The sequence below is a fragment of the Paenibacillus polymyxa genome (genome assembly GCF_018614975.1).
GTDB lineage: Bacteria > Bacillota > Bacilli > Paenibacillales > Paenibacillaceae > Paenibacillus > Paenibacillus polymyxa_E.
The window spans coordinates 1-26,347 of record NZ_JAGGNR010000044.1; the positions used below are offsets into that span (position 1 = coordinate 1).

The 26,347-nt window shown below is 42.8% G+C and carries 21 protein-coding genes and 1 pseudogene; 7 read left to right on the forward strand and 15 right to left on the reverse strand.

The window, feature by feature from the left end; all coding sequences use genetic code 11:
• Positions 1 to 236: 236 nt before the first annotated feature.
• From J7E78_RS25495 to J7E78_RS25505, 4 genes are all read right to left on the reverse strand, one after another.
• Complete coding sequence (locus J7E78_RS25495) at positions 237 to 1,700, reverse strand: GNAT family N-acetyltransferase (protein ID WP_215079143.1); 1,464 nt, start codon at positions 1,698 to 1,700, stop codon at positions 237 to 239.
• A 244-nt stretch (positions 1,701 to 1,944) separates the two neighbouring features.
• A complete protein-coding gene (locus J7E78_RS25500; protein WP_215079145.1) occupies positions 1,945 to 3,453 on the reverse strand; it encodes a copper amine oxidase N-terminal domain-containing protein in 1,509 nt (502 codons plus the stop codon).
• 207 nt (positions 3,454 to 3,660) lie between these two features.
• Complete coding sequence (locus J7E78_RS29750) at positions 3,661 to 3,789, reverse strand: hypothetical protein (RefSeq protein WP_017691584.1); 129 nt, start codon at positions 3,787 to 3,789, stop codon at positions 3,661 to 3,663.
• 135 nt (positions 3,790 to 3,924) lie between these two features.
• Complete coding sequence (locus J7E78_RS25505; RefSeq protein ID WP_285229471.1) at positions 3,925 to 4,158, reverse strand: DUF1877 family protein; 234 nt, start codon at positions 4,156 to 4,158, stop codon at positions 3,925 to 3,927.
• Between the two features lie 98 nt (positions 4,159 to 4,256).
• Here J7E78_RS25505 and J7E78_RS25510 point away from each other — a divergent pair, with 98 nt between their 5' ends.
• Positions 4,257 to 5,564, forward strand: coding sequence for a VWA domain-containing protein (locus J7E78_RS25510; RefSeq protein WP_215079150.1), 1,308 nt, complete (start codon positions 4,257 to 4,259; stop codon positions 5,562 to 5,564).
• A gap of 22 nt (positions 5,565 to 5,586) precedes the next feature.
• Here the strand turns inward: J7E78_RS25510 and J7E78_RS25515 are convergent, their stop codons facing one another.
• Entirely contained in the window at positions 5,587 to 6,402 is an 816-nt protein-coding gene (locus tag J7E78_RS25515; RefSeq protein WP_215079152.1) for an SDR family NAD(P)-dependent oxidoreductase, read from the reverse strand.
• Positions 6,403 to 6,664: 262 nt separating this feature from the next.
• On the opposite strand from J7E78_RS25515, the gene J7E78_RS25520 reads away from it, so the two are divergent.
• Complete coding sequence (locus tag J7E78_RS25520; RefSeq protein WP_215079154.1) at positions 6,665 to 7,324, forward strand: TetR/AcrR family transcriptional regulator; 660 nt, start codon at positions 6,665 to 6,667, stop codon at positions 7,322 to 7,324.
• 132 nt (positions 7,325 to 7,456) lie between these two features.
• Here the strand turns inward: J7E78_RS25520 and J7E78_RS25525 are convergent, their stop codons facing one another.
• The 6 genes from J7E78_RS25525 to J7E78_RS25545 all read right to left on the reverse strand — a co-directional run bounded on the left by J7E78_RS25525 (position 7,457) and on the right by J7E78_RS25545 (position 10,730).
• Positions 7,457 to 8,518, reverse strand: coding sequence for an LLM class flavin-dependent oxidoreductase (locus J7E78_RS25525; protein ID WP_036612299.1), 1,062 nt, complete (start codon positions 8,516 to 8,518; stop codon positions 7,457 to 7,459).
• A gap of 155 nt (positions 8,519 to 8,673) precedes the next feature.
• Entirely contained in the window at positions 8,674 to 9,060 is a 387-nt protein-coding gene (locus J7E78_RS25530) for a retropepsin-like aspartic protease (RefSeq protein WP_215079156.1), read from the reverse strand.
• Positions 9,057 to 9,314, reverse strand: a complete 258-nt coding sequence (locus J7E78_RS25535) for a hypothetical protein (RefSeq protein WP_047840923.1) — start codon at positions 9,312 to 9,314, stop codon at positions 9,057 to 9,059. Before J7E78_RS25535 ends, J7E78_RS25530 begins: the two co-directional genes overlap by 4 nt.
• Positions 9,315 to 9,423: 109 nt before the next feature.
• On the reverse strand, positions 9,424 to 9,591 hold the full coding sequence (locus tag J7E78_RS29860; RefSeq protein ID WP_311518022.1) for a hypothetical protein: 168 nt from the start codon (positions 9,589 to 9,591) through the stop codon (positions 9,424 to 9,426).
• On the reverse strand, positions 9,588 to 10,238 hold the full coding sequence (locus tag J7E78_RS25540) for a class I SAM-dependent methyltransferase (protein ID WP_311518024.1): 651 nt from the start codon (positions 10,236 to 10,238) through the stop codon (positions 9,588 to 9,590). Before J7E78_RS25540 ends, J7E78_RS29860 begins: the two co-directional genes overlap by 4 nt.
• Positions 10,239 to 10,388: 150 nt before the next feature.
• Positions 10,389 to 10,730, reverse strand: coding sequence for a zinc ribbon domain-containing protein YjdM (locus J7E78_RS25545; RefSeq protein ID WP_215079159.1), 342 nt, complete (start codon positions 10,728 to 10,730; stop codon positions 10,389 to 10,391).
• 235 nt (positions 10,731 to 10,965) lie between these two features.
• Between J7E78_RS25545 and J7E78_RS25550 the strand changes: the two genes are divergently transcribed.
• Complete coding sequence (locus tag J7E78_RS25550; protein WP_215079161.1) at positions 10,966 to 12,117, forward strand: VanZ family protein; 1,152 nt, start codon at positions 10,966 to 10,968, stop codon at positions 12,115 to 12,117.
• Between the two features lie 163 nt (positions 12,118 to 12,280).
• Here the strand turns inward: J7E78_RS25550 and J7E78_RS25555 are convergent, their stop codons facing one another.
• On the reverse strand, positions 12,281 to 13,738 hold the full coding sequence (locus J7E78_RS25555) for a carboxylesterase/lipase family protein (protein WP_215079163.1): 1,458 nt from the start codon (positions 13,736 to 13,738) through the stop codon (positions 12,281 to 12,283).
• Between the two features lie 577 nt (positions 13,739 to 14,315).
• Between J7E78_RS25555 and J7E78_RS25560 the strand changes: the two genes are divergently transcribed.
• The 4 genes and pseudogenes from J7E78_RS25560 to J7E78_RS25575 form a co-directional block, all read left to right on the forward strand.
• A complete protein-coding gene (locus tag J7E78_RS25560; protein ID WP_215079165.1) occupies positions 14,316 to 18,710 on the forward strand; it encodes an S-layer homology domain-containing protein in 4,395 nt (1,464 codons plus the stop codon).
• 242 nt (positions 18,711 to 18,952) lie between these two features.
• The gene (locus tag J7E78_RS25565) at positions 18,953 to 22,003 is read left to right on the forward strand and encodes a sensor histidine kinase (RefSeq protein WP_215079167.1); all 3,051 of its coding nucleotides are present in this window, start codon (positions 18,953 to 18,955) and stop codon (positions 22,001 to 22,003) included.
• A complete protein-coding gene (locus tag J7E78_RS25570) occupies positions 22,000 to 23,109 on the forward strand; it encodes a response regulator (protein ID WP_215079169.1) in 1,110 nt (369 codons plus the stop codon). The genes J7E78_RS25565 and J7E78_RS25570 overlap by 4 nt, the downstream gene beginning before the upstream one ends.
• A gap of 135 nt (positions 23,110 to 23,244) precedes the next feature.
• Positions 23,245 to 23,745, forward strand: a pseudogene (locus J7E78_RS25575) (phosphatidate cytidylyltransferase); the annotation flags it as partial.
• Positions 23,746 to 24,009: 264 nt separating this feature from the next.
• Here J7E78_RS25575 and J7E78_RS25580 read toward each other — a convergent pair.
• From J7E78_RS25580 to J7E78_RS25590, 3 genes are read right to left on the reverse strand one after another with little or no spacing between them, the layout of a single operon-like run.
• Positions 24,010 to 25,116: a metallophosphoesterase family protein gene (locus J7E78_RS25580; RefSeq protein WP_215079172.1), complete on the reverse strand. Its 1,107-nt coding sequence runs from the start codon at positions 25,114 to 25,116 to the stop codon at positions 24,010 to 24,012.
• Positions 25,116 to 25,454 carry a DMT family transporter gene (locus J7E78_RS25585; protein ID WP_215079175.1) on the reverse strand — a complete coding sequence of 113 codons (339 nt, stop codon included), beginning with the start codon at positions 25,452 to 25,454 and terminating at the stop codon, positions 25,116 to 25,118. Before J7E78_RS25585 ends, J7E78_RS25580 begins: the two co-directional genes overlap by 1 nt.
• Positions 25,451 to 26,221 (reverse strand): HAD family hydrolase, encoded by a 771-nt coding sequence (locus tag J7E78_RS25590; protein WP_215079177.1) that lies wholly within the window; start codon positions 26,219 to 26,221, stop codon positions 25,451 to 25,453. The genes J7E78_RS25585 and J7E78_RS25590 overlap by 4 nt, the downstream gene beginning before the upstream one ends.
• Positions 26,222 to 26,347 lie beyond the last annotated feature (126 nt).

The window sequence follows — 26,347 nt, forward strand, 5'->3', positions numbered from 1 at the left end:
TGAGAAAACTCCCCTCATAATAGACGTAGAAGTTTTGTTTTTTTCTACTGTCTACTATGGGGGGAGCATATCACATTGGCGAAAAAGGGCGTTCTTCAGTATATATCTATGCCGCATCGATGTGCTGTTGATGATTATGGGATCAATATTTGGCTGACTGTGCACCATCGATTGGAATAATAGCTCCATTGATAAATGGTGCTTCGCCGGACAGCAGGAAGGGAACGAGGCGCCTTTCAGGACTTCATAGCCTCATGGGCTGCAAGTAATTCCTCTACTTCTACTCCGTTGATCTTCATCCCGATCACTTGACACTGTTCCAACTGCACTCCAGATAGATCGCAATCGATAAAACGACTTCCCCCAAGATCACAATGCGCCCACTGCATGGGTACACGGTTAGATCCAAGGTGTGTATCTTGGAATTGAACGCCATCCAAAGCACAGAATTCAATCTTGCTGTCGGTTAGGCGTAAATCAGCTAGCAATATATTGGTCATATTTAGATTGGTAAATTTGCTTCCACTTAAGTTGCAGTCGGTTATCCGACTATTGGTCAGATTACTGGTGCTGTAACGGACTGAGTCCAGATTAGCTTGAACATATTCAACCACCGACTCACCCGAGTCCTTGGCTAATGTCTCATCACATGTTGGATCAAAAGAATCAACCAACATGTTCTTCTCATATACAAACTCATCCTCAGATGCATAGATACAAACATATCCCATTTTTTCGTAAAAATGATGATTATCCAGCTGCCGACCTGAGGTCTCCAGCTTCCAGGTTTCAATCTGCGGAAATTCAGCCTCAATAAGCCTCATGACTTGAGTTCCCACGCCACGGCCCTGGCATACGGGGTCAATATAGATCTTATCGATCCTGGCATGTTTTCGTCCAAGCACGTTAACACTCACTCCGCCAATAACACATCCATCTGATTCTACAACATAATAATCCCATTCACGGATCACGTAACGATGCATGCGAACTGACGAATAATCAGGCGGGCATAGATTGCTATCGATATCCTCCTCATTATCCGCCCAGAATTTTATGACATGATCAAAAACACGAGTGCAAATCTCTGTAAGTACAACAGCATCTTCCTGCTGTGCTCGTCGTAAGCGAATTTCAGAATGTATCTGCTTCGGTTGCACTGGTTCGGTCTTTACTTTGAGCAGTTCAAAATAATCGTAGCACTCCTTGTCCATAAACATTCTGCGAGAGATATAACGAAAACCCGCATGCTCCAGAACTTTGCGTGACGGCTGATTGAGGGGCTTCACAATGCCCACAATTCGATCCAGCAAGGTATGCTCAAATAAATATGCTGTTAGGGCTCGAACTGCCTCTGTAATGTATCCTTTATTCCGGTAATCCCGGGAGATGGCGTAAGCCACTTCACGGTCATCACGATCCAGCAGGTCATTTGGAAATACGCCACACCAACCAATGACACGCTGATCTTCATTGTGTACAACGGCAAACAGGATACGTACATCTTCCGGGTTGAACTGTTCATAACTGCCAACAACAAATTGTAAAAATTCGCGCAACTGCTCCTCGGTCATCTTCCAATCGGGCAGGATGTCTGTGATTTCAGGTTGTTGGGTTAATGCATACACAGCAGCCTGATCTTCCAGCGTAAATGGACGCAACGTAATCGAGTTTGAATGGATGAATAATTGGCTTTTCATATACAACACCTCTGGGGATTTATTTAGGATGACACAACAAAGAGGAGCACCTCTAATAGAGGCACTCCTCGATCCGTTTCATCATTTCAGAAACGCCGAAGTTCCTCGTAATGGGTCAAAAGGACACACGTATCCCGTTCATGGTCTAACGGAATTTTTGCGGTGTTCTTTTCACAATCATTACGAGAAATCTGGCATACTCTGAAATCCCCTCTCTAACTAAGGCTTACTTATAACGTCTCAATTAAGGACGGTCAATGTAAATCCAGCCTGTTTCTTGTTCCTTATCTACAGTAGCTCCAAGGGATTCAGCCATAAAGCGCAGCGGCACATACGTCTTGCCGTCCTTGCCTACATAAGCGGATTCCACCATGGTTACTTCTTTACCCGCAACGGTTGCCTTCTTGGAACCTACAGTCAGGACAATCTCATCACCAGTGATGTCGTCAATGACAACGATTTGGTTCGAGCCTTTGGTCCATTTCACTTCAGCATCCAATTCTTCAGACACGTAGCGAAGCGGAACAAATGTTGTATTCTTAACCGTGATCGCCCCAGCGTATTCATCATCCGGGAAGAGCACTACACTTTTACTCGTGATTCCAGCTTCATCTTTCAGCAATTGGTATGCCAGTGAATTGGAATCAAAATTGCGCAGCATCTGACCAGGTGTAATATCATCCTTCATCAGATCCATAACGCCACCCGATACATCCACTTCATCAACTGCAACCGTGCCACCGATATTCCACTGTTCACTATCTCCACTTACCGTTACAGAGTTCACCGGCAGATCTTCGGAAGCAGGCAACGCTACTTTCAGCTCAAAGTTTTGCTTGCGTACATCCAGCTTGCTGTCGAGATAAAAATCCAATTTCAGTTTGGTATCTGTGCCAAAGACCGTTTTGAATTCAGGGGTCTCATTCAACAGGTTGTTCAGCTCCTGATCATAATTGACCAGCATACTGTCCAGTCCTACTTTGATGATGGCATATAGTGATGCAACGGCTTCATCTTTCGATTCAGGAACGATGGAATTCAGCGTTTCATCTCCCCCGCCTTCTACCTCATTCACAGCTTCCAGTACAGGGTAGAACACATCGTACAGATCTCCAATCAGATCCTTGAGTCCCTGCTCATCCTTCGAAATACTCGTCAGGAACGGTTTAACCATGGCAAGCATCTCTTCACCACTAACTTCCAGATGCAGCTTGGAGAGGCTGAGTGCTTCGCCATTCACGGATTCCTGTACCGGTGTTACGGAAATGGTCTTCGGATTGGATAGATGCTTCAGGACAAAAGAGAACAGTTTCGGGGAAAGCTCCTCGAGTTGTTTCTCCAGAGCCTTCGTATCCACCATTGGAAGAGCCTGTGCATCCTGGAACGTATCCAGAGACATGTACAGCGGTTTCTGGGCTCCGTCCAGATCAATGACCAATTGGGACTCATTCATGGACAGGTGGAAAGGTAACTTCGTTCCCTCCATGCTCAGTGTACCTTTGATCGATGCAGTCTTCGCATCTTTCATTTTGGCTTGATCAATATCCAGGGATATGGAATTAATAAGTTCAATCATTTCAAGGTCTTTCTCTGTAGCAAATTCCTTAGCCGGTTCTACGTTTATATTCATGGATTGTCTGGATTCACCGGACTTGATACTCGCGCCATTGGCCATTGCTTTGCCAACGTCTACTCCACCCACAGCCTGACATCCTGTAAGAACAACCATTAATAATACAAGTGGCACTGCCATCCATTGGACTAACTTCCGATTCTTAATATGATCTCCTCCTCAGAAAAATATGGTTCATTTCCATTATGAAGGCATAGGTAATTCTTGTAAACGGATACGCAAAAAATAAACCAAAAGGCCGGAACATGTCCGACCTCTGGTCTATCTATATTTCAGCATATTGTATGTTTCGATAAAACATCCTGCTTCATTATGCAATGCTGGGAGTTATTCTTGCTCCTGATCTTCTGCGAGTTTCTCATCCGTTTCTTCATCTTCCGCAGTTGCGGGAGTCTCGAATTGATCCGGCTCGTCCTCTTGAATCGCTTTGTTCTCTTCGTTCTGATCCTGTGTCATATCGCATTCCCTCTCTTCTAACGGATTGTCATGTATCAAGGCCTGAGCCTTGTGTCTATCAATAACCCGAATAGGCGTAGTTCAAACCTGTCCCAATGTCGGCCTGACATTTTCCATCATCATTTCAGTGCTCACTTAGAAAACATAAAAGATGAACCCGTTCCCACTTGCAGCCGTGGCCTGAAACAAAACCTGGATATCATCCACGGTCTGAACGATCTCCTGAAATGTCTCTTCCGCGTCCCAATCTTCCATGACAGGATAGACACCTTCAGCGATCATCTGGTCCAGACTATACCGCTCCTTTAATTCTTCCGGTGTGAGCTGCTCCAATGCCATATAGGCCTCCAACACCTGCTCTAGGGTCAACGGTGAAAAGATTGACTTATGGAAACATTTGTCTCAGAATCGATCTTGTTACTGTACATTTTCAACCATTATATTGGAGAAAAGAGGCGCATCCGATTATGACAGATTCGTTTATCCACTTAAACACAGGCCAGAATATCAGTATCGACGAATTCACCCAACTTCGGGTAACTATTCAATGTACATCATCTCCTTCTCCCTTGGATGTTAGCTGCTTTATGGTGAACGAAGAGGGAAAAGTCCCATCTGACGACTATTTTGTATTTTATAATCAGAAGGCCGATCCCCATCAAAGTGTGCTTCTGCAACAAGCAGAGGAACTGAAATCCTCTTTTGTACTGGATACGAATACATTACGGCAGGCCCCTGTGGAAAAGTGTGTGTTTACGGCTACTCTGGATGCGGGAGGTACTTTCGCCGATGTTCAGGCATGTCAGGCGATTGTGCAAGCCGGTTCCCAACAGATCATTTATGAGATCACGCAGGTCACTGCGGAAACAGCTCTTATTTTTATTGAAATCTATAAGTATCGTGACGGGTTCAAAGTTCGTGCGATTGGACGAGGTTTCTTTGGTGGGTTGCAACCGCTGGCAGAGTCATTCGGTGTTGAAATTGAGAGTAACGACACCTCGGAAGCCGAACAGGTTCTTCTCACGGCACAAGCTGAAGTAGCAGCCGCCTCTCCAGAAGTCTTGACACCTGTTGCTGCGCCAAACACGAATCATGCGCCGCTTAACCTGACCAAGATCGATCTCCTTAAGCGTAAAGTAACCCTGTCTTTGCAAAAGAAAAAGATCGAACCAATACAGGCACGTGTTGCCGTTGTATTTGATGCATCAGGCTCCATGTACCATCTGTATCGCAAAGGTATCGTGCAAGAAGCCTTCGAGCGTATCCTGGCGATTGCATCAGCGTTTGATGATAACGGAGAGTTGGACGTCTGGTTCTTCGCCAAAGACTTTTTGCGTGCCCCAAGCGTCACCGCCAGGGATTTCGAGAATTATATTGAACGCACATATACGCTGGGAAGCAAAGGCGGTACCAATAACGAACCACCTGTGATGCAGGATGTCATTCGCAAATATACGATCGAGGAACCCGATGTGAAAATTCCAACGTATATTATCTTTTTTAGCGATGGTGGAGTCAGTCAAAAAGGGAAAATTATGCGGCTTATTACCGAAAGCTCAACCAAAAACCTGTTCTGGCAATTCGTTGGCCTGGGACAAGCCAATTACGGTATTCTGGAGAAACTCGATGACATGACTGGACGTTTCATCGATAATGCTGACTTTTTTGCTCTCGACGATATCTCCAAGATCAGCGATGAAGAATTGTACGATCGTCTGCTTACTGAATTTCCAGATTGGATAAAGGAAGCTCGGGCCAAAGGCATTTTGGCCTGAAGCTTTTACTCAATACCACTAATCAGACCTGAATATTTTCTGCTTTACCACCCTTGGAACGTGGACGGAGCATACTTCCTACGATTCGCAACATCAACTTGCGTGATATGAAGCGGGTGAACTGCGCTGTCCAATAATTCCTGGCCCCCGGCACAGCATAAGGTTTGCCTGACTCCAGTGCCCTCATGGCCACGGCCACGACATGCTCAGGTGTATCACGTTTGCCCACCGAGGCTTCATCAGCGCCCACTACATCAAAGAACGAGGTCTCGGTTGAGCCTGGGCATAGTGCCAAAAACTGAACGCCCCGCTTTCTGTTTTCTTCGTACAATGCCTCGGTAAAAGAAAGTACATATGCCTTTGTCGCTCCATACACAGCCATATACGGATCAGGTTGAAAGGCAGCCGTCGACGATACATTAATGACAGCACCATTTCGCTTCTGTAACATGTCTGGCAAGAAAAGATGCGTCATGTTCGTCAAGGCAAGCACGTTCAACATAATCTCCTCCTGCTGCCGGGAACCATCCAGTTGTTCAAAACATCCATGGGTAGCAAATCCAGCATTGTTGATCAGTATATCGATGTGTATTCCCCGATTCTTGCATTCCTCATATACGTTCTGAGGTGCCTCTACTTCGGAAAGATCTGATACGATTACCTCAGCCCTTACTTGATATGTACGTTCTATACGTTCTGCCAATTGAATCAGTTTGGACTCTGTTCTGGCCACCAGCACGATATTTTTACCCTTGGAAGCCATTTCAAGTGCAAAAATTTCCCCAATACCTGAAGAAGCACCTGTAATAAGTACCCATTGATGCTGTTCCTTTATCATCTCTCATCCATCCTCTGTGTATAATATGAACACTTGTTATCATTTAGAAACACTGTTTCTTTATAGAATCATCGTAACCAAAATCCATGGAGCTGTCAAATGCATTTGTTAATTTGAATCTGGAACGTGGTGCTTACTTACTAGATTCGGATTAAATTGACGTTATCCGGCGTAAAACAGTAGAATGACCATAAGAAAAAAATATATCGACGTACTTTCTTAATTTCTGTTCAACAACAATACGGTTACGAGGATGAAATCAATGAAGGATCTTAATTCGGGTTCCACGGAATCTGCACATACGGTAACAACCTTTCAGGAAGCCAGATTGCAGCACTCAGATAATCTGCGGCAAAATATTGTGCATGCTGCTGCTGCTTTACTGCAAGAGCATGGACCAGAAGCTGTCACAGTACGCCGTGTAGCTGAACGCATGGAGTGCTCCACCAAAATCATATATAATCTCTTCGGCAAAAAAGAAGGGTTAGCCAAACATCTATATTTAGAGGGATGTTCCCTCATGGCCAAGTATTTTGAAGTTATACCCCGTCAGGCATCGTTCGAACAATATTTCCGTGATCTGGCCTACGTCTATTGGGACTTCGGCATTTCTCAATCCAGCTTCTATCAGCTGATGTTTGGAGGATCTTTTTCCGAATTCAAACCAGACGGAGAGACCTTACAGGGAACAGCAACTGCACTGAAACAAGTGTCTGCCTTGGTTGAGGTAGCGATTGAACAGGGAATGCTTCAGGTGCACGATCCCCTGCTGGCGGTTCGGATGATCTGGGCTCCCTTACACGGTGTTATTCATCTGTATTTGGGAGGCCATATTGAGAGCGAAGAAGCTGCCAAAACCCTCTATGATCATACGTTGTCAATGGTTATACACTCCCTCGTGAGTACATCTGCGAATGGATAAGCATTAAATCTGTACTGTTTAAGATGCTTTTAGAAGATAACCGAAAAAGGAGCAGACCCATTGGCGTAATACGCCTAGGGCATGCTCCTTTATTTGGTTGACTCTATATAGTTCCGTATTGGTTTTAGTCGATTAACGTGCCTCTTCGTTCTCAGCTTCCCAACGTGCAATTTCTTTACGCACAATTGGAGCGACTTCTTTACCAAGCAGTTCGATCGCTCTCATGACCTCGTTGTGCGGCATTGTGCCGAGTGGGGTGTGCAACATGAAGCGTGTAATCCCAACTTCTTTACGCAGGTAAATAATTTTCTGAGCTACGGTCTCCACATCACCCACGTACAAAGCACCCTCAAGGCTACGCGCCGCATCAAATGTCGCACGGCTGTAGTGTCCCCATCCACGTTCACGACCCAGTATGTTCATGACCGCTTGCGCTGGCGGGAAGAATTTCTCCACAGCTTCGTCTGTTGTATCGGCAATGAAGCCGTGAGAGTGAGAAGCAACGGTCAGCTTGGAAGCATCATGTCCCGCATGTGCAGCTGCTTTCTTGTACAGTTCCACCAGTGGTGCGAATTGTACCGGACGGCCACCAATAATCGCAAGCACCAGTGGCAAACCGAGCAGTCCTGCACGAACTACGGATTCCTGATTACCACCACTGCCAATCCATACCGGAAGTTTCTCCTGTACCGGGCGCGGGTAGATGCCCAGATTGTTAAAGGAAGGGCGGTGTTTACCTTCCCAGGTTACTTTTTCCGAATCACGCAGTTTGAGCAGCAAATCCAGTTTCTCGTCGAATAACTCATCGTAGTCGTTCAGATCATAGCCGAACAGTGGGAACGATTCGATAAATGATCCCCGCCCTGCCATAATCTCTGCACGTCCGTTCGAAATGCCGTCCAGTGTCGCAAAATCTTGATATACCCGTACCGGATCATGCGATGACAGCACGGTTACAGCACTCGTTAGGCGAATATTCTTGGTCTGTGAAGCTGCGGCAGCCAGAATGACAGCTGGTGATGAAGCGGCGTAGTCAGCACGATGATGTTCTCCCACGCCATATACATCCAAACCCACCTGATCTGCCAAAACAATCTCTTCAACAACATCGCGAATGCGCTGCGCATGACTGATAAGTTCTCCCGTTTTTACATCCGGATTCGTCTCCACAAATGTACTAATTCCGATTTCCATTGTCTGTTCCTCCCTGGTATGAAGCGATCCGTTGCTCGTCTTACCTATTGTAAGTAGATCACCTTTTGTTATGTATCTTAATATTGAACTATTTTGATGAAAAACACAAGTACCCCCTGTTTCCAGAGGGCACTTTTATGCTTATTTTCTATAGATTACAGCTTATCTATACTTAGTTCCATTAGGTTGGCATTAATTACAACACCGGTCTGTTTCATAAAATTAAATCCCAGAATTCCGTCAATCTCTAAACCATAATTCATATTTCCTATTTCAACTTGAAAATCATTAATCGTTGTTTCATCTACAGTTATAGAATCGAGCGACTTGGTATAAACATACTCTATACCGCCTACACCTCTTATAATATCAACGAGATCATCCTCTTCAGGAACCATTCCTACTTCCCGAACTGCATCTGCATTCAACAATGTACTAGCTGATCCGGTATCCAAAAGGACTTTTTCTAATTGTAGTACTTCTCCTCTAAATTCAAGCTTTATGCTTACGAAGGGTAGACCATAAACCTCTGAAATTTTCATCGAGGACCTCTCATGCCAACATATCGTTCTCTTGCCACAACTTCTGGACGTGAAGTGTGAAAAAAGCAGTATTCCCGTCTGGGATCTTCCTGATGCAATTCACCATAACGTTTTAGTGCCTTCGTAGAATCATCAAATGAATCAATCACTGCCATCTCTTCGATATAACGCTGGCCTTCTCTAGAATGCGCCTTGGTTGCCTCAAAAACGACCCATTCATTAGGGAATCGCTCCTGAACTTCCTTCCATTGCATAGTGACACCTCCAGACCATTAGATAGAGATATTATATCATGTGGAAACAGTATTTTACGGGCTGACATTCTAAAATACATAGATTTTTAGAGCATTGCCTGTAAGTCTATTATTTCTTCCTCCCGATGTACAGCAGATGCGATGAGATTCCCAATATGGAAGGGTCTTTGGCGGCTTCAATCATATATTGCATGAGTTCATCATACTCGCCACGCTCTTTCCAGTATTGCTGCTGCTCGTCCGTGAGCATCGCTCTAAGGCTGGATGAACCAATCAAATCAACGGTTTCAAATCCATATATTGCTCCATGAAGGGCGTAACGTCCTGAATATTAAAATAGTATGCTCCCGTAAATCGTCCTTGATCCTGATGATCGAATATGCCCTTTTCTACAAAAGAACGGATGGCTGCCATGTTATCATTCGGTTTCCAGTGCTGCGGGGATTGCAGCGAATTGATACTCATGCGCATTCGGCTTTGCATGGCTACAAACACCACGCCCCCTGTCTTGGTCACACGGTACAACTCCCGTACAGCCGCCATGCGCTCGTCGTCTGTCTGCAGATGATATAACGGCCCCAGCATGAGGGATGCATCATACGTCTCGTCAGCCATACCGGAGAGCGAAGTGGCATCGAGAACATGGAACCCATCGAATTGCTTTGTCAAACCGAACTCCTGAGCCTTTTGCCGCGCAGTGTCCACGGAGGAAGGTGTCAGATCCGACAAAGTGATCTGGTACTCCAGCTTCGCAAGCTCCATGGCATACTTCCCCGGACCTGCGCCATTATCCAGAATACAACCAGTAGCAGGGAGATGTTCCCTGATGTAATGCATGTTAATGATGAATTCAATCGGTTCCCGCTCCAGTCTGCCCCACTCATCAAACCCGGAATAATATTCAATGATATGATCTCTCTTCATCGATCTGACACCTGCCTTTTCTTATATATAGACCACCTAACCATGTTCAGAATTTAATTCCAACCAGTATATATATACTAAATATTTCCTGTCAAACAAAAAACGTTCAATTCCCATTGAATGCGGAACTGAACGTTTCTCGATTTTATCTTATATCTTTTTCACAAACTCAGACTTCAACTTCATTGCACCCAAGCTGTCGATCTTGCAATCAATATCATGATCCCCATCAATCAGGCGGATATTCTTCACCTTCGTGCCCTGTTTGACTACAAGCGAGCTACCTTTAACCTTCAAATCTTTAATGACCGTAACGGTATCGCCATCACTTAGCACATTTCCGTTGGCATCACGGATTACTTTTGTATCCTCTACATTCTCATTGTCTGCTTCCAAAGACCATTCATGCGCACACTCCGGGCAAACCAGCAGTTGACCATCCTCGTACGTGTACTCCGAATTACATTTGGGGCAGTTAGGCATACTAGACATATGTATTATACTCTCCATTCTACGATTGGCTTTCCCGCAAGTATAAGGGATTTCGACGGTATATTCCATACGCTGCTCACTGCAAGGATGAATTTAAACCAAATTTAAGGTTCTTGCATCCCTCACTTTAAGGGTAACTACTTATGATGTAATTACTAGATACACACGACAACCACCTACATTCTCTATGTCTCCACGAATGTTACTATATTGAATACCAAAGGAGTGCCTGCTCATGTCCTCGTATGTTTTTCCTGTGCAAACGGCTTTTTTTATCTTCATCGTTGCGGCCATGTTCTTGCTGGTGCCGTGGCTGATCTATGGTTATCGCAAAGACGGCTTCTTCAGCTGGTCACGGTTTGGCGTCAGTTTTTCGTTTATCTTTTATATTCTGGCTGCCTATTGCCTCGTCATTCTCCCGTTTCCCACTACGCGAGATACTTGTGCGCAGCAAGCCGCTGACACGATCTACTACAATCTGGTTCCATTCACTTTTGTCAAAGACATCATGAAAGAAACACCCATTGTATGGACTCAGCCATCCAGCTATATCGGAATGATTCAGGGCAGAGCCTTTTTGCAAGTGTTGTTTAACGTCCTGCTTCTCATGCCGCTGGGTGTATATATCCGTTATTTTTTTCAAAAGAGATCGTTCTGGACGTATGCTCTGCTTGGTGGATTCGGACTTTCCTTATTCTTCGAGATCACTCAAATCACCGGATTCTACGGGTATTACAATTGTCCCTACCGTCTGTTCGATGTAGATGACCTATTATTGAATACTTCAGGAACCGTGCTTGGATTTTTCACAGCTCCCATCCTGCTTGCTTTATTCCCATCACGTGCAAGCATTCAGGCGAAGAGTGAACAGATTGTGGAGCAAAACCAAGTGTATACTATGCCTCAATTGCTCGCGTTAATTATCGATGGCGTCGTTGTTGTCTTCCTTTCAAATCTGATCTCCATCTTCACAGCATCTGATGTGATCAGTGATGCACTGAGTACGTCCATTGCTATGGTCATTGTGCTGTTCTTCATTCCTTGGGTACGAAATGGGGTAACTCCAGGCTCGGCCATCTTGCGATTCCGCTATGTGGATCGTCAGACCGGCACAACCACCAGTGAATCGTTATTCAAAAGGTTTGTCGCACTCTATGTTCCATGGCTGCTAGTTACGATCATTCGCCTGGTCAACGATTATGCTTTTTCCGGTAACCAGGATGTTATGCTTCAGCCTTATCAAATATGGATCTCCTTGGGGACATCTGGCATCTATATGTTAGTCTACGCCGTGCTCTTTGTTCATGTCTTGATCGTGCTTTTCTCCCGTGAAAAACGTTCCTTCTACTTCGATGAGGTGGCCCGCACGCAGGCCTCTCGTAAATAATGTTTGACATATAACAATGTATGATTTTCCTTGAATCGATTCTTACGTTCTGCTTCTTCGGTCAAATCAAAAAAAGACGACGTTTCATTGTAAAAATGAACGTCGTCTTTTGATTGGCTAATAACAGTTATTCAGAGTATCCATACACAATAACCGGCCTGGATTATAACCCCAACAGCTCTCGCTTGGCTGCATCCGGATCATGTACAACTTCAATCTCATGGTTAAAGATTAGTGTCGCACGATCCTGCTCATATTCAGGCCAGTTCACACCCGCAACTTCAGGTTGACCGTTCTTGGCAAAGGAAATCCAGGCATCCTGTACCTTGAGGGCAAGTGCCGCCGCAGCTTCATCCGGCTCGGCATTCATGAATTTGAGGACATGCAATGTATTAAACACAAAGAACATTTCGATGCTGTGAATCGCTCTTTTTAACAGGGGATGTTCCGGCATCACCCAATCAAATCGATACATCCACACCGGGGCATATTTCTGTTGTGCAGCAGCATATTGCAGCGCTGACCGCCAGAAGAACATATCGGTCATGACTTGGGCTTGTCCATCTGCCGTTTTGGGATAACTATCCGCGATGGCTACCCGGTTCTCCAGATCTGGTGTCATAAAGTCTACGCCCTGAACCATATCGATCTCTTTTGAATAAGGCACATGCGGCTGGATGAACAGTGCTCCCTCGTGCAATGTCGTACCAATCAGCACCGGAATGTTCTGCGCTGAGCCTTCGCTCACCGCCTGAAGTGGTACCTGTGGTAGTGTCTGCCCATCCATTACAGGTTGGAAAAATAATGCCATACCTGCTCCACTCTGCTGTTTGATCGTTTCACCCGCTGCAATAATCTGCTCTACAGGGATTGTATTTAGCTTCTGCAGGTTGTCCCGGTCCACCCCAAGAATCTTCAGCATCCCTTCCCGCATGGCTGAAGCTTGCTCCGCAGGCATGAACTGGGATGCACCACTCTCCATAATGGCACGTTGGAAGAGTCCTTTGGCCACTGGCATCGCCATCAGTGCTGCAATACTCATGCTGCCTGCTGATTCGCCGAACACCGTAACTTGATCCGGGTTACCACCAAAAGCAGAAATATTATCCTTCACCCACTGTAATGCCGCAACCTGATCCAGCAGACCTGCATTGGATACATATGAATCACCCAATAGAGCCATATGAAGGAAACCCAAAGGTCCTAATCGGTAGTTGATCGTCACAACAATGACGTCCCCCCGAACCGCTAACTGTGTACCATCATACATCGGCTGGCTACCCGAACCTGACACGAAGGAACCGCCGTGAATCCATACCATGACTGGCAATGTGGATGCTTCCTTTTTCCCAGGAGCCCAAATATTCAGATAGAGACTATCTTCTGACTCGTTCGGGAGTTCTGTCAGGCCTTCTGGTTGATGATTTCGAGGTTGTATATTCTCGGGTCCATATTGAGTGGCCTGTCTGATTCCATCCCATGACTCGGGCTGTACCGGAGCCTTGAAACGCAGCTCACCTACCGGGGGTTTCGCATAGGGAATGCCTTTCCATACGCTTGCACCGTGCAAAAGCTCGCCTTGAACGGTACCGTATTTCGTTTGAATCTCAAGTTCTCTCATGAGTCACATACATCCTCTCTACTGATCGATAGTTCCTACTTACGACTGGTGTTGCTCAGATCCAGTGTAAAATTGGGCTGCCGAAATTCTGTCTCAAGGTTTATTAAATATCGTACACAAAGAATAATCTTTCACTTGCTTCATCGCCCTTTCGTCTACTGGCAGGCGCGTTTCCACTTATTTGAGTATAGATCTCCGCGAGACCCATTTACAAGTTTGTCCAGATTCAAGCGCTAAAGCTACGTTTCACGTGGAACTTTTACAGGAATAATAAAGACTTCGTATAAACTCTCACTACCCTCAAGGTGCTCATCCTCATCCGTTGCAACTCCTGACATTCTTGCAGCACCACGGCCGCTATACCATCATGGGCAGATTGCCGAAAGCATTCACAAGCGAGACTGTACTGCACCTGTGCTTTCATCCGCCATTGATACATAACCTAATTCGATTGAGTGACAGATTCCCCTCTCCCTCGTGTCTTAATTTTGTTCAGATTTTGTTCAGATGTACTTCGTTAAATTAAGGACATAACTTATCAAACTGAAATTAAACTTCATGAGGAGGAAATTGTGAGATGAATAAAAACACAGTATTATATGACAAATTTTTCAAAATAGCACTTGCTACAACGATAGCAACAAGTGCACTTAACGTTGTGGCACCGGATTATATAAAAGCGAGTGAGAATGGGGAAACTTTTACAGATATCAAAGTTGCTTCGGATTATTATGAATATGTGAATGAATTATTTGAGCGTGGTTTTGTTAGTGGTTATAAAGATGGTTCATTCAAACCAGGAGGATTGTTAACACGTGCAGAAGCTTCAAAAATTTTGGCACTCAATCTAGGATTAAATATTACTAAATCTTTTAATCCTACGTTTAAGGATGTTCCAGCGAGTGACTGGGCATACCCGTACATAGAAGCATTAAAAGAAGCAGGTGTTATCGATGGATTTCAGGATGGGACATTTAAACCAAACTCACCTATTACACGAAATCAAATGGCAAAAATTATTGTCAATGGCTATGGTCTAGAACCTGCTAAAGAAATTAATTTACCATTTACGGATACACAATTAAAAAATAATTGGGCTGCTCCATATATTCAAACCTTATTTGATCTAGGTATTACAAACGGACAATCTGCCCAAAAATATGGTGGAATTTCGACAGTAACACGTGGGGAAATGGCAGCAGTTACAATAAGATCCGAGAAAACAACGGAATATCGTGATAACCGCCAACCAGATGAGAAAGTTATTTCTGATATTAGCGGCAATAAAATGACTATGGGTGGTCAGGTATATTACATCAAAAAAGAACTTCAGCCATTGCTTCATACAAAAAATTTAGCAGCATTAAATGAGGCGAATTTAGATTTTATCAAAATTGGCACAAAAATTATCGGTATTCGTAACCTGGAATTGACCAATGGAGGAACTATTGATAACCCGCTAACATTGGATTTGGCTGGAGGTACTGTCGAAGCCAATATAAGCATTGCGGGCGATTATATTAAGCTGGAAAATGCCAATATTAATGGTGATATTACGGTTAAACAAGGTGACCAAAAGCAAATTGAATTCAATGGGCTTTCATTAAACGGGCACTTGATCATTAAAGGGGAAGCAAAACGTGAGCAAAAATCAGTTATTAAGCTTACGAACACGACAGTAGGCGAAATTGTTGTGAATCGTGACAACATTGAAATTGTCACGAATAATGCTACACCATCTATTAAGGTTGGTAATAATGTCTCAGGTATCGAAGTTGCCGGTAAAATTAATTCAATCCATTTTAATGGGAATCAGAACGTAGTCGTAAAAGGACAGCTTGAAACAAACCATTTAACAATTGACACGCCAATAAAAGTAACACTTGAAAACAAAGCCCAACTGTCGAAAGTAGAAACGAAACAATACGGAAGTCAACTGATTGTGCCAAAAGACACTACAATTGATACTTTAATTAAGCCAGTAAATATAAAGCCTGAAGAAGCTGTAAAATACCCGGGAGGTATATCTTCAGCAATTAAAAATGTGACTAATACCGCGCAGGTAGAACGCTCTACCCCCCCGATAATTCCAACAACACCGACAGCACCTTCGAGTGGAGGCGGATCTAATGGTGGCGGATCAACAGACGGTGGAAACAATGGGAGCACACCGAATCCATTTGTTTCTCAAACTTTAAAAGCCAATAATATTGAAGATACAGACAACGAAGACCCACTTGCTGTAGGCATGATTGGTACAACAGTTACATCAAGTAATGAAATGGTCGCAACCGCTGCCTTAAAGGATGGAGAAATCGCCATCACATCCAAAGGTCCGGGTACAGCTACTATTTCGATTAAAGAAGATGCACCTTCCTTAAACGAATCACAAATTATTGTAACAGTGGATGCTAATGGTAAAATTACACATACGATTAAACGCCCTGTAGAGGTAATGCAAGATAAAATCAATGCAACACCAGCACCGGGTGCAGATGTTTTAATCAAACTATTTGCAGGCATTGATATTAAGGGTGTTACGCCGGAAACTATCACAGATGTAACCACAGCAGTGAAAAAAGCGATTGTTGAAAAAGGTAAACCGTTAACAGAGAATGAATTAAAGTTAGTAGTTGATACGGCATTGCTTCCATCACTTATTAAAAAAGACAACCCAAGCTTAGAGCAGGTGTCTACTCCACTTGATTTAGTTACAGTGGGACCGAATGGTACAATCTTTAAATGGGATTCAGCTACAAAAGTGGGTGACCATAACGCAAGCATTGATCTTTCAACAGGAAACGTAATGCAAGATGCTGCAGATAATGAGAATGATAAACTTTTGTTAAATGTTACAGCAACGAATGGAAATGCAATCAAAGAGGCTTCCATCGAAACTACAGTGTTAGAATCGAAAAAGCCTTACCTAGTGAGTGCCATTTTAAATGATATCGATAAAGACGGAGATACTTCACCAGGAGATACAATTACATTCAAATTTAGTGAACCCGTTCGATATAGCGGGAACACAGAGGATCATAGTATTGATGAGCATCTTTTTGGGAAAGATTTCGTCTTTGGGATGGGTACTGATCACTATCCAATCCAAGCTGTTTGGTCTGAAGATGGGACAAGCCTCACCATGACAATCGGTGGAGACACTACCAGTGCTAATGTTTTTAAAGTTGGCTCTGAAATTTCCCTAGTGGAAGGCTCAGTAAAAGATGCAAATGGTGGTCAAAGTATAACCAATTCGGTCAAATTACAGCATGTACCATTTGCCTATGAAATGGTTCAAAATAACTTAACAGGTGACTTTATTTGGGAGAATGGTGCAGTTGTAAGTGAAGCAGCTGGGAAAATAAAAAATTCGATTACTTTCTCACAGAATGGGGAACCCGTTGAAGGCTTAGAAATCTCATACACAGATGAAGATATCGCTCAAGGTTCCATCGCATCAGGTACATTCTCTCTCAAATCTGTAACTGTTACAAAAAACGGTAATTCGCAAAAAATCACTTTTGCAGACGGGGAAATTCTTAAGGTTACCACTTCTACTGTTTTACGTGTAAAAGACCATACGGAAGTAGTAAATAGTGTTAATCATAACTATGTGAAAAATGGTTTGGTAAAAACAATAACAGTGGATGATTCCGTGACAGATACTATTTCAGTTCCTAGAGTCGACCTAGCTAACCCCATTATTATTGACGGTCAGAATAAATTGGTATTTACGGCTGGAGTGGCGGTCACAGCAAGTTCAAGTGAAGTTTCAATGAAAAATCTAACAGTTAAAGGTAACTATTCGATTATAGCTCAGGATGGAGAACGTGGACCAGTTTATATAAGTGGATCTGCAGACGTTATACTTGATCATGTAACGGTGGATTTTCCAGCAGGTGGTGGTTTTGGAGCTTCAGGGGTTCTATTAAAAAATGCTAATGCAAAACTAGAAATAAAAGATACAACTATTTCAGTTCATTTTACGAATTCTGACAATATTTCTTATTATGCATCTGGAGTACGAGCTGATGTAGAAGGTGCTTCAATAGACATTATTAATTCTACAATCTCATCAAATGGTGCAAACGGAGGTTCCAATGGTATTAAAACTGCCAAAGGTGCTACTGTAAATATCACTGATAGTAAAGTAAGTGTGGAAGCAAGTACTTTCACTGGTGCCGTATATGGAATTCTTTTAGGAGAAGGCTCTAGTTTAACAACGAGTGGTGCAAGTGAGATTGTTGTCAAAGCTCCAGTTGCTAATGGATTTGGGATTGGAAATAATATTAACTATGCAAATTTAAACGTTTCAGATACTACTATATTTGATATAGATGCTGCTGGTTCTGGAAAAAGAAAAGATGCGTATGAGTATGATCCTGAAGCTTTGGCAACACTTGATGAGGCCCGGGCAAAAATTGATGAAAACTTAATTAAAGCCAATAACCCAACCTTACAGGGAGTAACTGAAGCTTTAGAATTACCAACGGATGTAGATGGCGTTGCAGTCGAATGGACTGCAGATACAGTTGATGGTGCAACAGTCCATGCTAATGGTACGGTAACTAGAAGTAGCAATGACGATGCAGATGATCTGGTGACATTAACAGCCACACTTACACACAATGGGATGCAGAAAACGAAAGTTTTCCAAGTCACTATTAAGGAAAGTAAAGCTCCAACCATTACTTCAGCAACATTAGTTGATAATAATGCTGATGGAAAAGGTACTATGGGTGAAAGTGTTGAGCTGACATTTAGTGAACCTGTAACTTTCAGTCAGTTATTTATCGGTGACCAAGAATTCAATTCAGAATCGGGAGTTTGGTCAGAAGGTAATACGAAGTTGACTGTAACTTTGCAAGCTGATATTACAACGGCTGATACAGTATCTGTGAAGGTTACTAACTTAGAAGATGCTGCCCATAATACTAAAGATGAAAGCGTAGTGGAATTAACCGTTCTATAGGTGTAAGTGCTGCAAAGGTAATATCTGTATATAAGAAGTGTGGCTAAAGGATAACACCCAGTCCAGGATCTTAACCTTGACTGGGTGTTTTTGATATGAATACATGTTTTAGAACCATAATCCGTTGTTCAGATTTTGTTCAAGCGCAGTATGATAACATTCCAAAAGGAGTTGATTGAAAAAAACATTAACCATATGATGTAAACATACATAAGAATTCACTCGTATATGGAGGCATGATAATGAAAAGGAATATCCTAATCATTTTGAGTATTATCATGCTGTTTGTTATTGTCTTTTCACTTGGCAATTGGCATTATATTACCAGTAACCATTCCAAAATTGTACATAATGGAATGGTAAAGATAGCTACTGAGCAATTACAAAGACCGGTTAAGCTGAAAGGCGATTGGGATTTTTACCCAAACGTTTTAATTCCTTCTATGGAAGAACTCGATAACGATCAGAATAAACGAATCACACTTGAAGTGCCATTTAATTGGAGGGAGTACGTAGAGCCCAATAAAGAGGGAATTTCAGTCGGAACCTATCATGTCAAGGTACATGTACCAACGGAGGGATTCTACGGTTTGTTTATACGGACTATTCGTCAAGCGAATCGTGTATTTATAAATGATGTAGAGGTAGGAGCGAAGGGGAAGACAAGCACAGTTTTAAGTGAATATGGGTCCGAGAATGATGATAAATATACAGTATTTGCTCGTAGCGAACATAAAGAACTGAATATTGTTATCCATGTAACCAACTACAATTCCCCACAGGCTGGTATTGTTTATCCTATTGAATTTGGTACGATGGCAGCCATTCAGCACCAATATCGTTGGAAAGTATTTTTAGACGCATTAGTATCTATTGGGCATGTGTTATTCGGAATCATTTATATCTTTACATTTTTACAGAATCGGAAACGCAAAGAAGAACTGTTTTTTGGTATTTTTACCATTTCATTAGGACTTTATATGTCATTTATTAACCAAAAAGTGTTTTTCCTGTTATTTCCGGACATCCTCCCTTTCAATCAATTGCGTCTACAGCTCAGTATTATCCCGGTAGCGCTACTAGCTTTAACACTGTTTATTAATTCGATGTACCCGCATGTACAAAAACGAAAAACAATATATATGCTTATGATTTTACTTGGGTTTGTAATTATTTTTTATGGTATTTATAACCCAATTACCCAAAATCAAAGAGCTTCTTCAGATTTGGAGTTATTCCTTAGAAAAATAGCGTATATCTGTGTTACGGCACCAGTAATATTCTATAATTTATGGGCTCTTATTAAAGTAACGCTGCATCGTCTAGAAGGCGTTCGTTATATTCTAATCGTGATTTCGGCTATTAGTTGTTATACCATTTTACTGACTTTTAACTTTATAATGGGCGTTCCCATAGATTACACAGAATTCGCATTATTTTTACTTATATTATTCGGGTTTGCTTCGTTATTAAATTTCCGTGCGAACCAGGCTATTTTGAAAATCCAGGCACTATCAGAGGAATTGCTTGCACATAATCAAATGAAGGATGTATTTTTACTGAACACTTCTCATGAATTACGCACGCCTCTTAATGGTATTTTAAATTTATCAAAATCCTTAATGGAAGGAGCTCAGGGACCCTTAAAACGGGCTCAACAGGAGCAAGTCATTTTAATTCATAGCGTCACTCAACGTTTAGGACATTTAGTAGAGGATTTGTTGTTCTCTTCAAATCAAATGACAGGAGAAGTACGGGTTGACCCTTGTAGTGTTCCACCCTCTGTTATTACTGAAGTCGTGTTGGAAATTCGCAGTGTGATGCCAAAGAATCATCAAGTAAGTGTTACTGCAGAAGTGGATTCGGAATTACCGAATATATACACAGATGAATTACGTTTTAAGCAGGTTCTATACAACTTGCTGCACAACGCTATTAAATATACAGAGGTTGGGGAAATTGCTGTTACAGCCTATGTCCATCAACATCAGATGGTCATCCAAGTAAGAGATACAGGTTGTGGTATTCCGGCACAAATTATTGATCGTATCTTTGATGCCTTTTACCAAGGAAATAATCATCATAAAAAAGAAGGGCTCGGTTTGGGATTAAGTATTACTAAAAACATTGTCGAAAAGTTAAAAGGCGAGATTTATGTTACAAGTACGGTAGGAGAAGGTACTACATTTACATTTACAATGCCATTGGCCACTGACGAACAGATGAGCATTGAGCAATCATCTACAATTAACGGGCATGGAGCTAAAGAATTACAGCTTCAATTGCCACTCATTTATAAAGGAAATAATAAAAAAATACTTGTGGTAGACGATAACCATGTCAATATAAAGGCATTAGCTGAGGCACTAAAACTTAATGGATATACAGTTATTGCAGTAGATAATGGTTTCGATGCAGTAGACTATATTAAAACGAATCAGGTAGATTGTATGTTAATTGATTTAATGATGAACGGAATGTCAGGGTATGAGCTGTGTAAGCGAGTACGAAAACAATATGATATGCTGGAACTACCGATTATTATCTTAACAGCGATCATGAAGCATTCTGATTTAGTGTTATCTTTAAAAGTCGGTGCAAATGATTACTTACAAAAGCCTATTTCAATGGATGAACTATTTATTCGCATTGAATCTTTGTTAGCCGTCCGGCAATCTTCAATCGATGCAATAGAAGTAGAAATGAATTATTTGTATTCACAGGTCACACCGCATTTTGTTTATAACACGCTTAATACAATTATTGGTTTAAGCTATACGGATATGGACAACACGCGTGAAGCACTTTACTGTTTGGCAACCTATTTCCGTGCCAAACTTAATGTCCATTACCGAAATAGCTTTGTCTCTGTTGAAGAAGAGATGGAGCTTGTCAAAGCATACTTATATATTGAAAAGATGCGTTTTGGTGATCGTTTAAATATTAAATATGATATTGATGAATCCATTCAATTGATGATTCCGGCACTTTCCATTCAGCCATTAGTTGAAAATGCTGTTTTCCACGGTATCTCTAAGAAACAAGCAGGCGGTACTATCGAGGTAAGTATTCAGCGGGAAGGTCAATTTGCCCGAATTAAAATCTATGATAATGGTGTAGGTATTCCAGAGGAAAAACTTCAGAAGCTGATTAATGAAGAAAGCACACGCATTGGCTTTATGAATCCATTAAAAAAATTCAAATTAATGAAAAATGCAAGTTTACGTCTATACAGCGAGGAAGGAAAGGGAACAACTATTGTCGTTTTATTACCAGAGGGTGGTGGAGCATGAACATAATTATTGTTGATGATGAAAAAATGGCGATCGATGTATTAAGTATTATGATTAAACGGCTAACACAATTCCAGGTTTCAATCCAAGGGGCATTTACAAATGCAGTAGATGCCCTTCGTTTTCTGGAGAAAGAGGCCATTGAACTTGTATTTTTAGATATCGAAATGATCGATGTGCACGGTATGCAAATAGCTAGACAAATGTTACAAAAACACCCCTCCTTACAAATCATTTTTGTGACAGCACATTCGCAATTTGCAGTGGATGCTTTTGAAGTAGAGGCTACCGATTATTTATTAAAACCTGTACATGAAAAGCGATTGATTAAAGCGCTAACAAAGGCACAGAAAAAATCGCAATTACAAGGTAAGGTGCCCCCTATTAATAAAAAAAATCTGTTATACGCTCATACTTTAGGCAGTTTTTATCTGCTTGATCCTCAGCAAGAGGTAGTAAAATGGCGTACAAGGAAAGTACGCGAACTTTTTTTATATTTATTATTTCATCAAAAAAGACCAATGTTAAACGCCATCATCGTAGAAGAGTTATGGCGAAATTTGGACTTTGAAAAGGCCTCAAGTAATTTACATACATCTATTTATCAATTGAGAAAGCTTTTAAAAGAAAGGGGAATACAAGATCCAATTCAATTAGTAAATAATCACTACCAATTAAATGTCGAAATTGAAAGTGATTATGAGGAGCTCTATCAATTGTTAGAGCGGGAAAATCATGATGAAAAATCTATTCAACAGTTAATTAATTGCTATGAGGGAGATTTTTTAGTGGAGGAGGAATACTTATGGGCTATCCAAATAAGACTCCGGTTAAAGCAAGGCGTATTGCATGCGCTTGAACAATATGTTACTTGCACAAACTCAGTTAATTCCTTATTAAAATACAATTGCTTACAAATGCTGCTTGAACTAGATGAATTCAATGAACAATATATGTTTATATTATTAGAATTCTTAATTGAACAAAACAAAAAACAAGATTGTATAAAATTCTTTGAAACTATACAGGCCAAATTAGCTGAAATTAGTCTTTCTGTTCCCGAAAGGATTTATAGGAGATTTAACGAATATCTGGCCAATACGTAAATTAACATAAGACCAAGATAAGTGACGGATGTGGTAGAATATTCAATTTCCTCATCCGTTTCTTCTTAATTGAATTTAATTCTTTGTTAGCGTTCGTTACGGATGCAATGATCTCCGGTAGCAGTCTGTTCATGTTTTCTGCGCAGTGTCAGCTCCACACAGTGGGACTGATGCTGATGGTGTTTGGGCTGAGCCACTTGGCCTATTTCCCGTTCGCCACACCTGAGTATGGATCCAAGCTGGTCCTGTTCCTCGTCGTGTTAACACAGCTTAACGATGTGGTACATTATTTGTTCTCTCTATCTGGGCAAACGAAAAGTGGTGCCCACCGCCAATCCGTTTGTCACCTGGGAAAGGTTCGCCTGTGCATTATGGTAACCGACAGCAACTTCTTCTTTCATCCATCACTACCTGACGCCATTCGATTGGAAATTCTCGCTGTTCATCGGGGTACTGATCAGTCTGGCCGGATTTTTTGGCAGTCTGACCGTTTCTGTACTGAAGCGCGATCTGTTAATCGGGGATGACAACAAGTTTGATTCGCTCAAAAAAAGTTACCTGAGCCGGGTTGACAGCCTGACGTACACTTCTCCTGTTATGTTCCACGTGGTCCGTTATTTCTTTGACTTTATGTAGCAACTATATAAAATGAACTTAAAAATAGTATTTACACTTGGCACTCCGATGACAGAACAACCTTCAGATCGCTGTTATCCTCCAATTTTTTTATACTTTTATAAAGGTGAAAATCAGGGGATAAAGGCGAACGGCCTAAACGGCCTTCTTGGCCTGCCGGTCGAGGGAATACGAGTACTTGGATAACAAAGAAACCGAACTCTCGAAAGAGAACCGGGTTTCTCGACAATCTGAGGGACACTCTTAGAGTGCCCCTCCTCCTAATTACCCCAGAATATGCGCTACACTCGGATATCGCACCGTAAACTCAGCACCCTCGATCCATTCGCCCGCGACAAAGTCCCGTCCTTTCACAACGACTCGATCCTTATAAATCTCCACATGAAGCCCTTCGCTGCCCTCCAGATGTTCATCCTGATCCGTCCAGAGATAACCTACAGACGACGCATTGAACATCGTTGGCATGTGGCCTGCACCATCGTACATCGTATGCTGTGCCTCCAGCTGCCAATGGGTGTGACCTGAGAAAAGGATCGCTTGCGGGTATTTGGCTAGAACGGCCTTGAGTTCTGCATCCTGATTCACACCATACCAGCCTTGTTCCTTCATCGAACCTGCCACCGTATCCATAAGCGGCTGGTGTAAGAAAATGAAGATGGGATGATCTAGTGTTGCACGTTCAGACAATTTCGCATCCAGCCACTCCAATTGTTCGGCCGACATATCACAATCCTTCGGATGAGGTTGCTCGGTGCCCAGGAAAATATAATGATACCCATCAATCCAATGGTCGTGGTAAGAGCCCTTCATGCCTGTTGTCCCTTCAAAATCACTTAATCGACGATGCCATAACCCTGCGACTGTAATGGGGTCCACTTCTGAAGAGATCGGTCCCCCGTCTTGGCCCTCCTGCTCAGAAGTTACAGCAGACAACGTATAGGTTCCGCCGGATAGTTGCTCAATTAGTGCAGCTGATTCAGCAGCGGTTTGTTTTGTGACCAGTTCCATATCTGCTTCCTGTTCCAACAACTCGGCCACTTCACCCTCTTTCATCTCAAGCAAAACGATCGGTGGATCTTGCCATACCACGGCGCCAATATCATGATTACCTACCGTGTAACGAATGTTCGGCAAACTCTCCGCATGTTGCTTCCATATGCGTTGCAACTCACGATATTCGCTCGGCAGCCCCCGATCCGTCACATCACCCACATGCATAATCCCGCTGCTGTCCTGACTGAATGTAGCTATGTCAGCTAATGCTTGCTCCAGATGCCGGTTATGAATATGATCTGATTCATCACGCACATGTGTGTCCGTAATCACCTGGAAGCTGGCAAGAGGTTGCTCAGGTGTATGTTCATTTCTCATCAGGAATCACTCCATTTCAGTCCAATAATGCCAATCAGAATAAAACTGATCCATACCATCGACGTGAGCCGCAGACGTTCACCAAAAAAGTAATGCCCCACGACGCCAATGAGTGTAATGCCCACGCCAGACCAGATCGCATAGGCCACAGCCAGCGGCATATACTTCACTGCAAAATTAAGAAAGGTAAAGCTTGCACCATAACAGACAAACATCAACACCGAAGGCCATAACCGTGAGAATCCATCCGATACTTTTAACAAAATGGTAGCGCTCAGCTCCAGCCCGATGGCCAGTGCCAACAGGACCCAGCCTAGGTAGGCGTGACTGTTCGTCATCGATTCAGCCCACCATTCAGCAATTCATGGAAAGATTGAATCGTTCTATCCGCCAAGTGGATTCTTCCTGGTTCTCCAATGCCAATCCTGTGCCCCGCACCAGCGGTTCGTGCCATCTCCATGTCTCCGTCCGTATCTCCAATAACCACCGTATTCCCTACAGACACACCTAACCGTTCACAGGCAAGCAGAAGCATATCGGGAAAAGGTTTGCCCCGCTTCACCATATCCGTGCCAATTACCACGTCAAAAAAGGAATCCAGCCCCATCCACTGCAAGTGCTTGACTGCACTAGGTGTATCATCTGCTGTCACTACACCCATAACGACACCTTCGCTACGGCATTGTTCAAGGAATTCAGGAACGCCCGGTAACGGACGTGCCGGACGATGCTTCTCCATCTCTTCCTCCACCCGCGCCAAACATGCTCTGACCACAACCTTGGCTTCCGCCCAGCTGAGACCTGCGAGATATCCATGCCACGTCAGCACGGCATACACTTCATCCATCGTGCCCATGGCAAGTGGACCTCGTACGTCATACCCATTCATCCGGCCCTGATCATCGTGGAATGTACCCCAGATCTGTGGGAGTTGATCTGTGTCGATACGCAGTCCTCGGGTCGCCAACTGATCTCTGAAGTCACCCAACACACCATCGGTCCAGAACCCCCACATGCCCGTAAAATCAAGTAATGTGCCGTCCTTGTCAAACAAAACCGCTTCAATCGGATTCGGTAATCCGTCCACATATGTCTTTTCTTGCATTGGTTAAACTCCTTGTCTACGATCTTGTATGAACGGAAAGGACGGTACAGCATGTACCGCCCTCTTCGCAATAGTTACTTTTAGTGATACGTTTTTGCTTGCAATCTGAGCAGGTTCACAACGAAT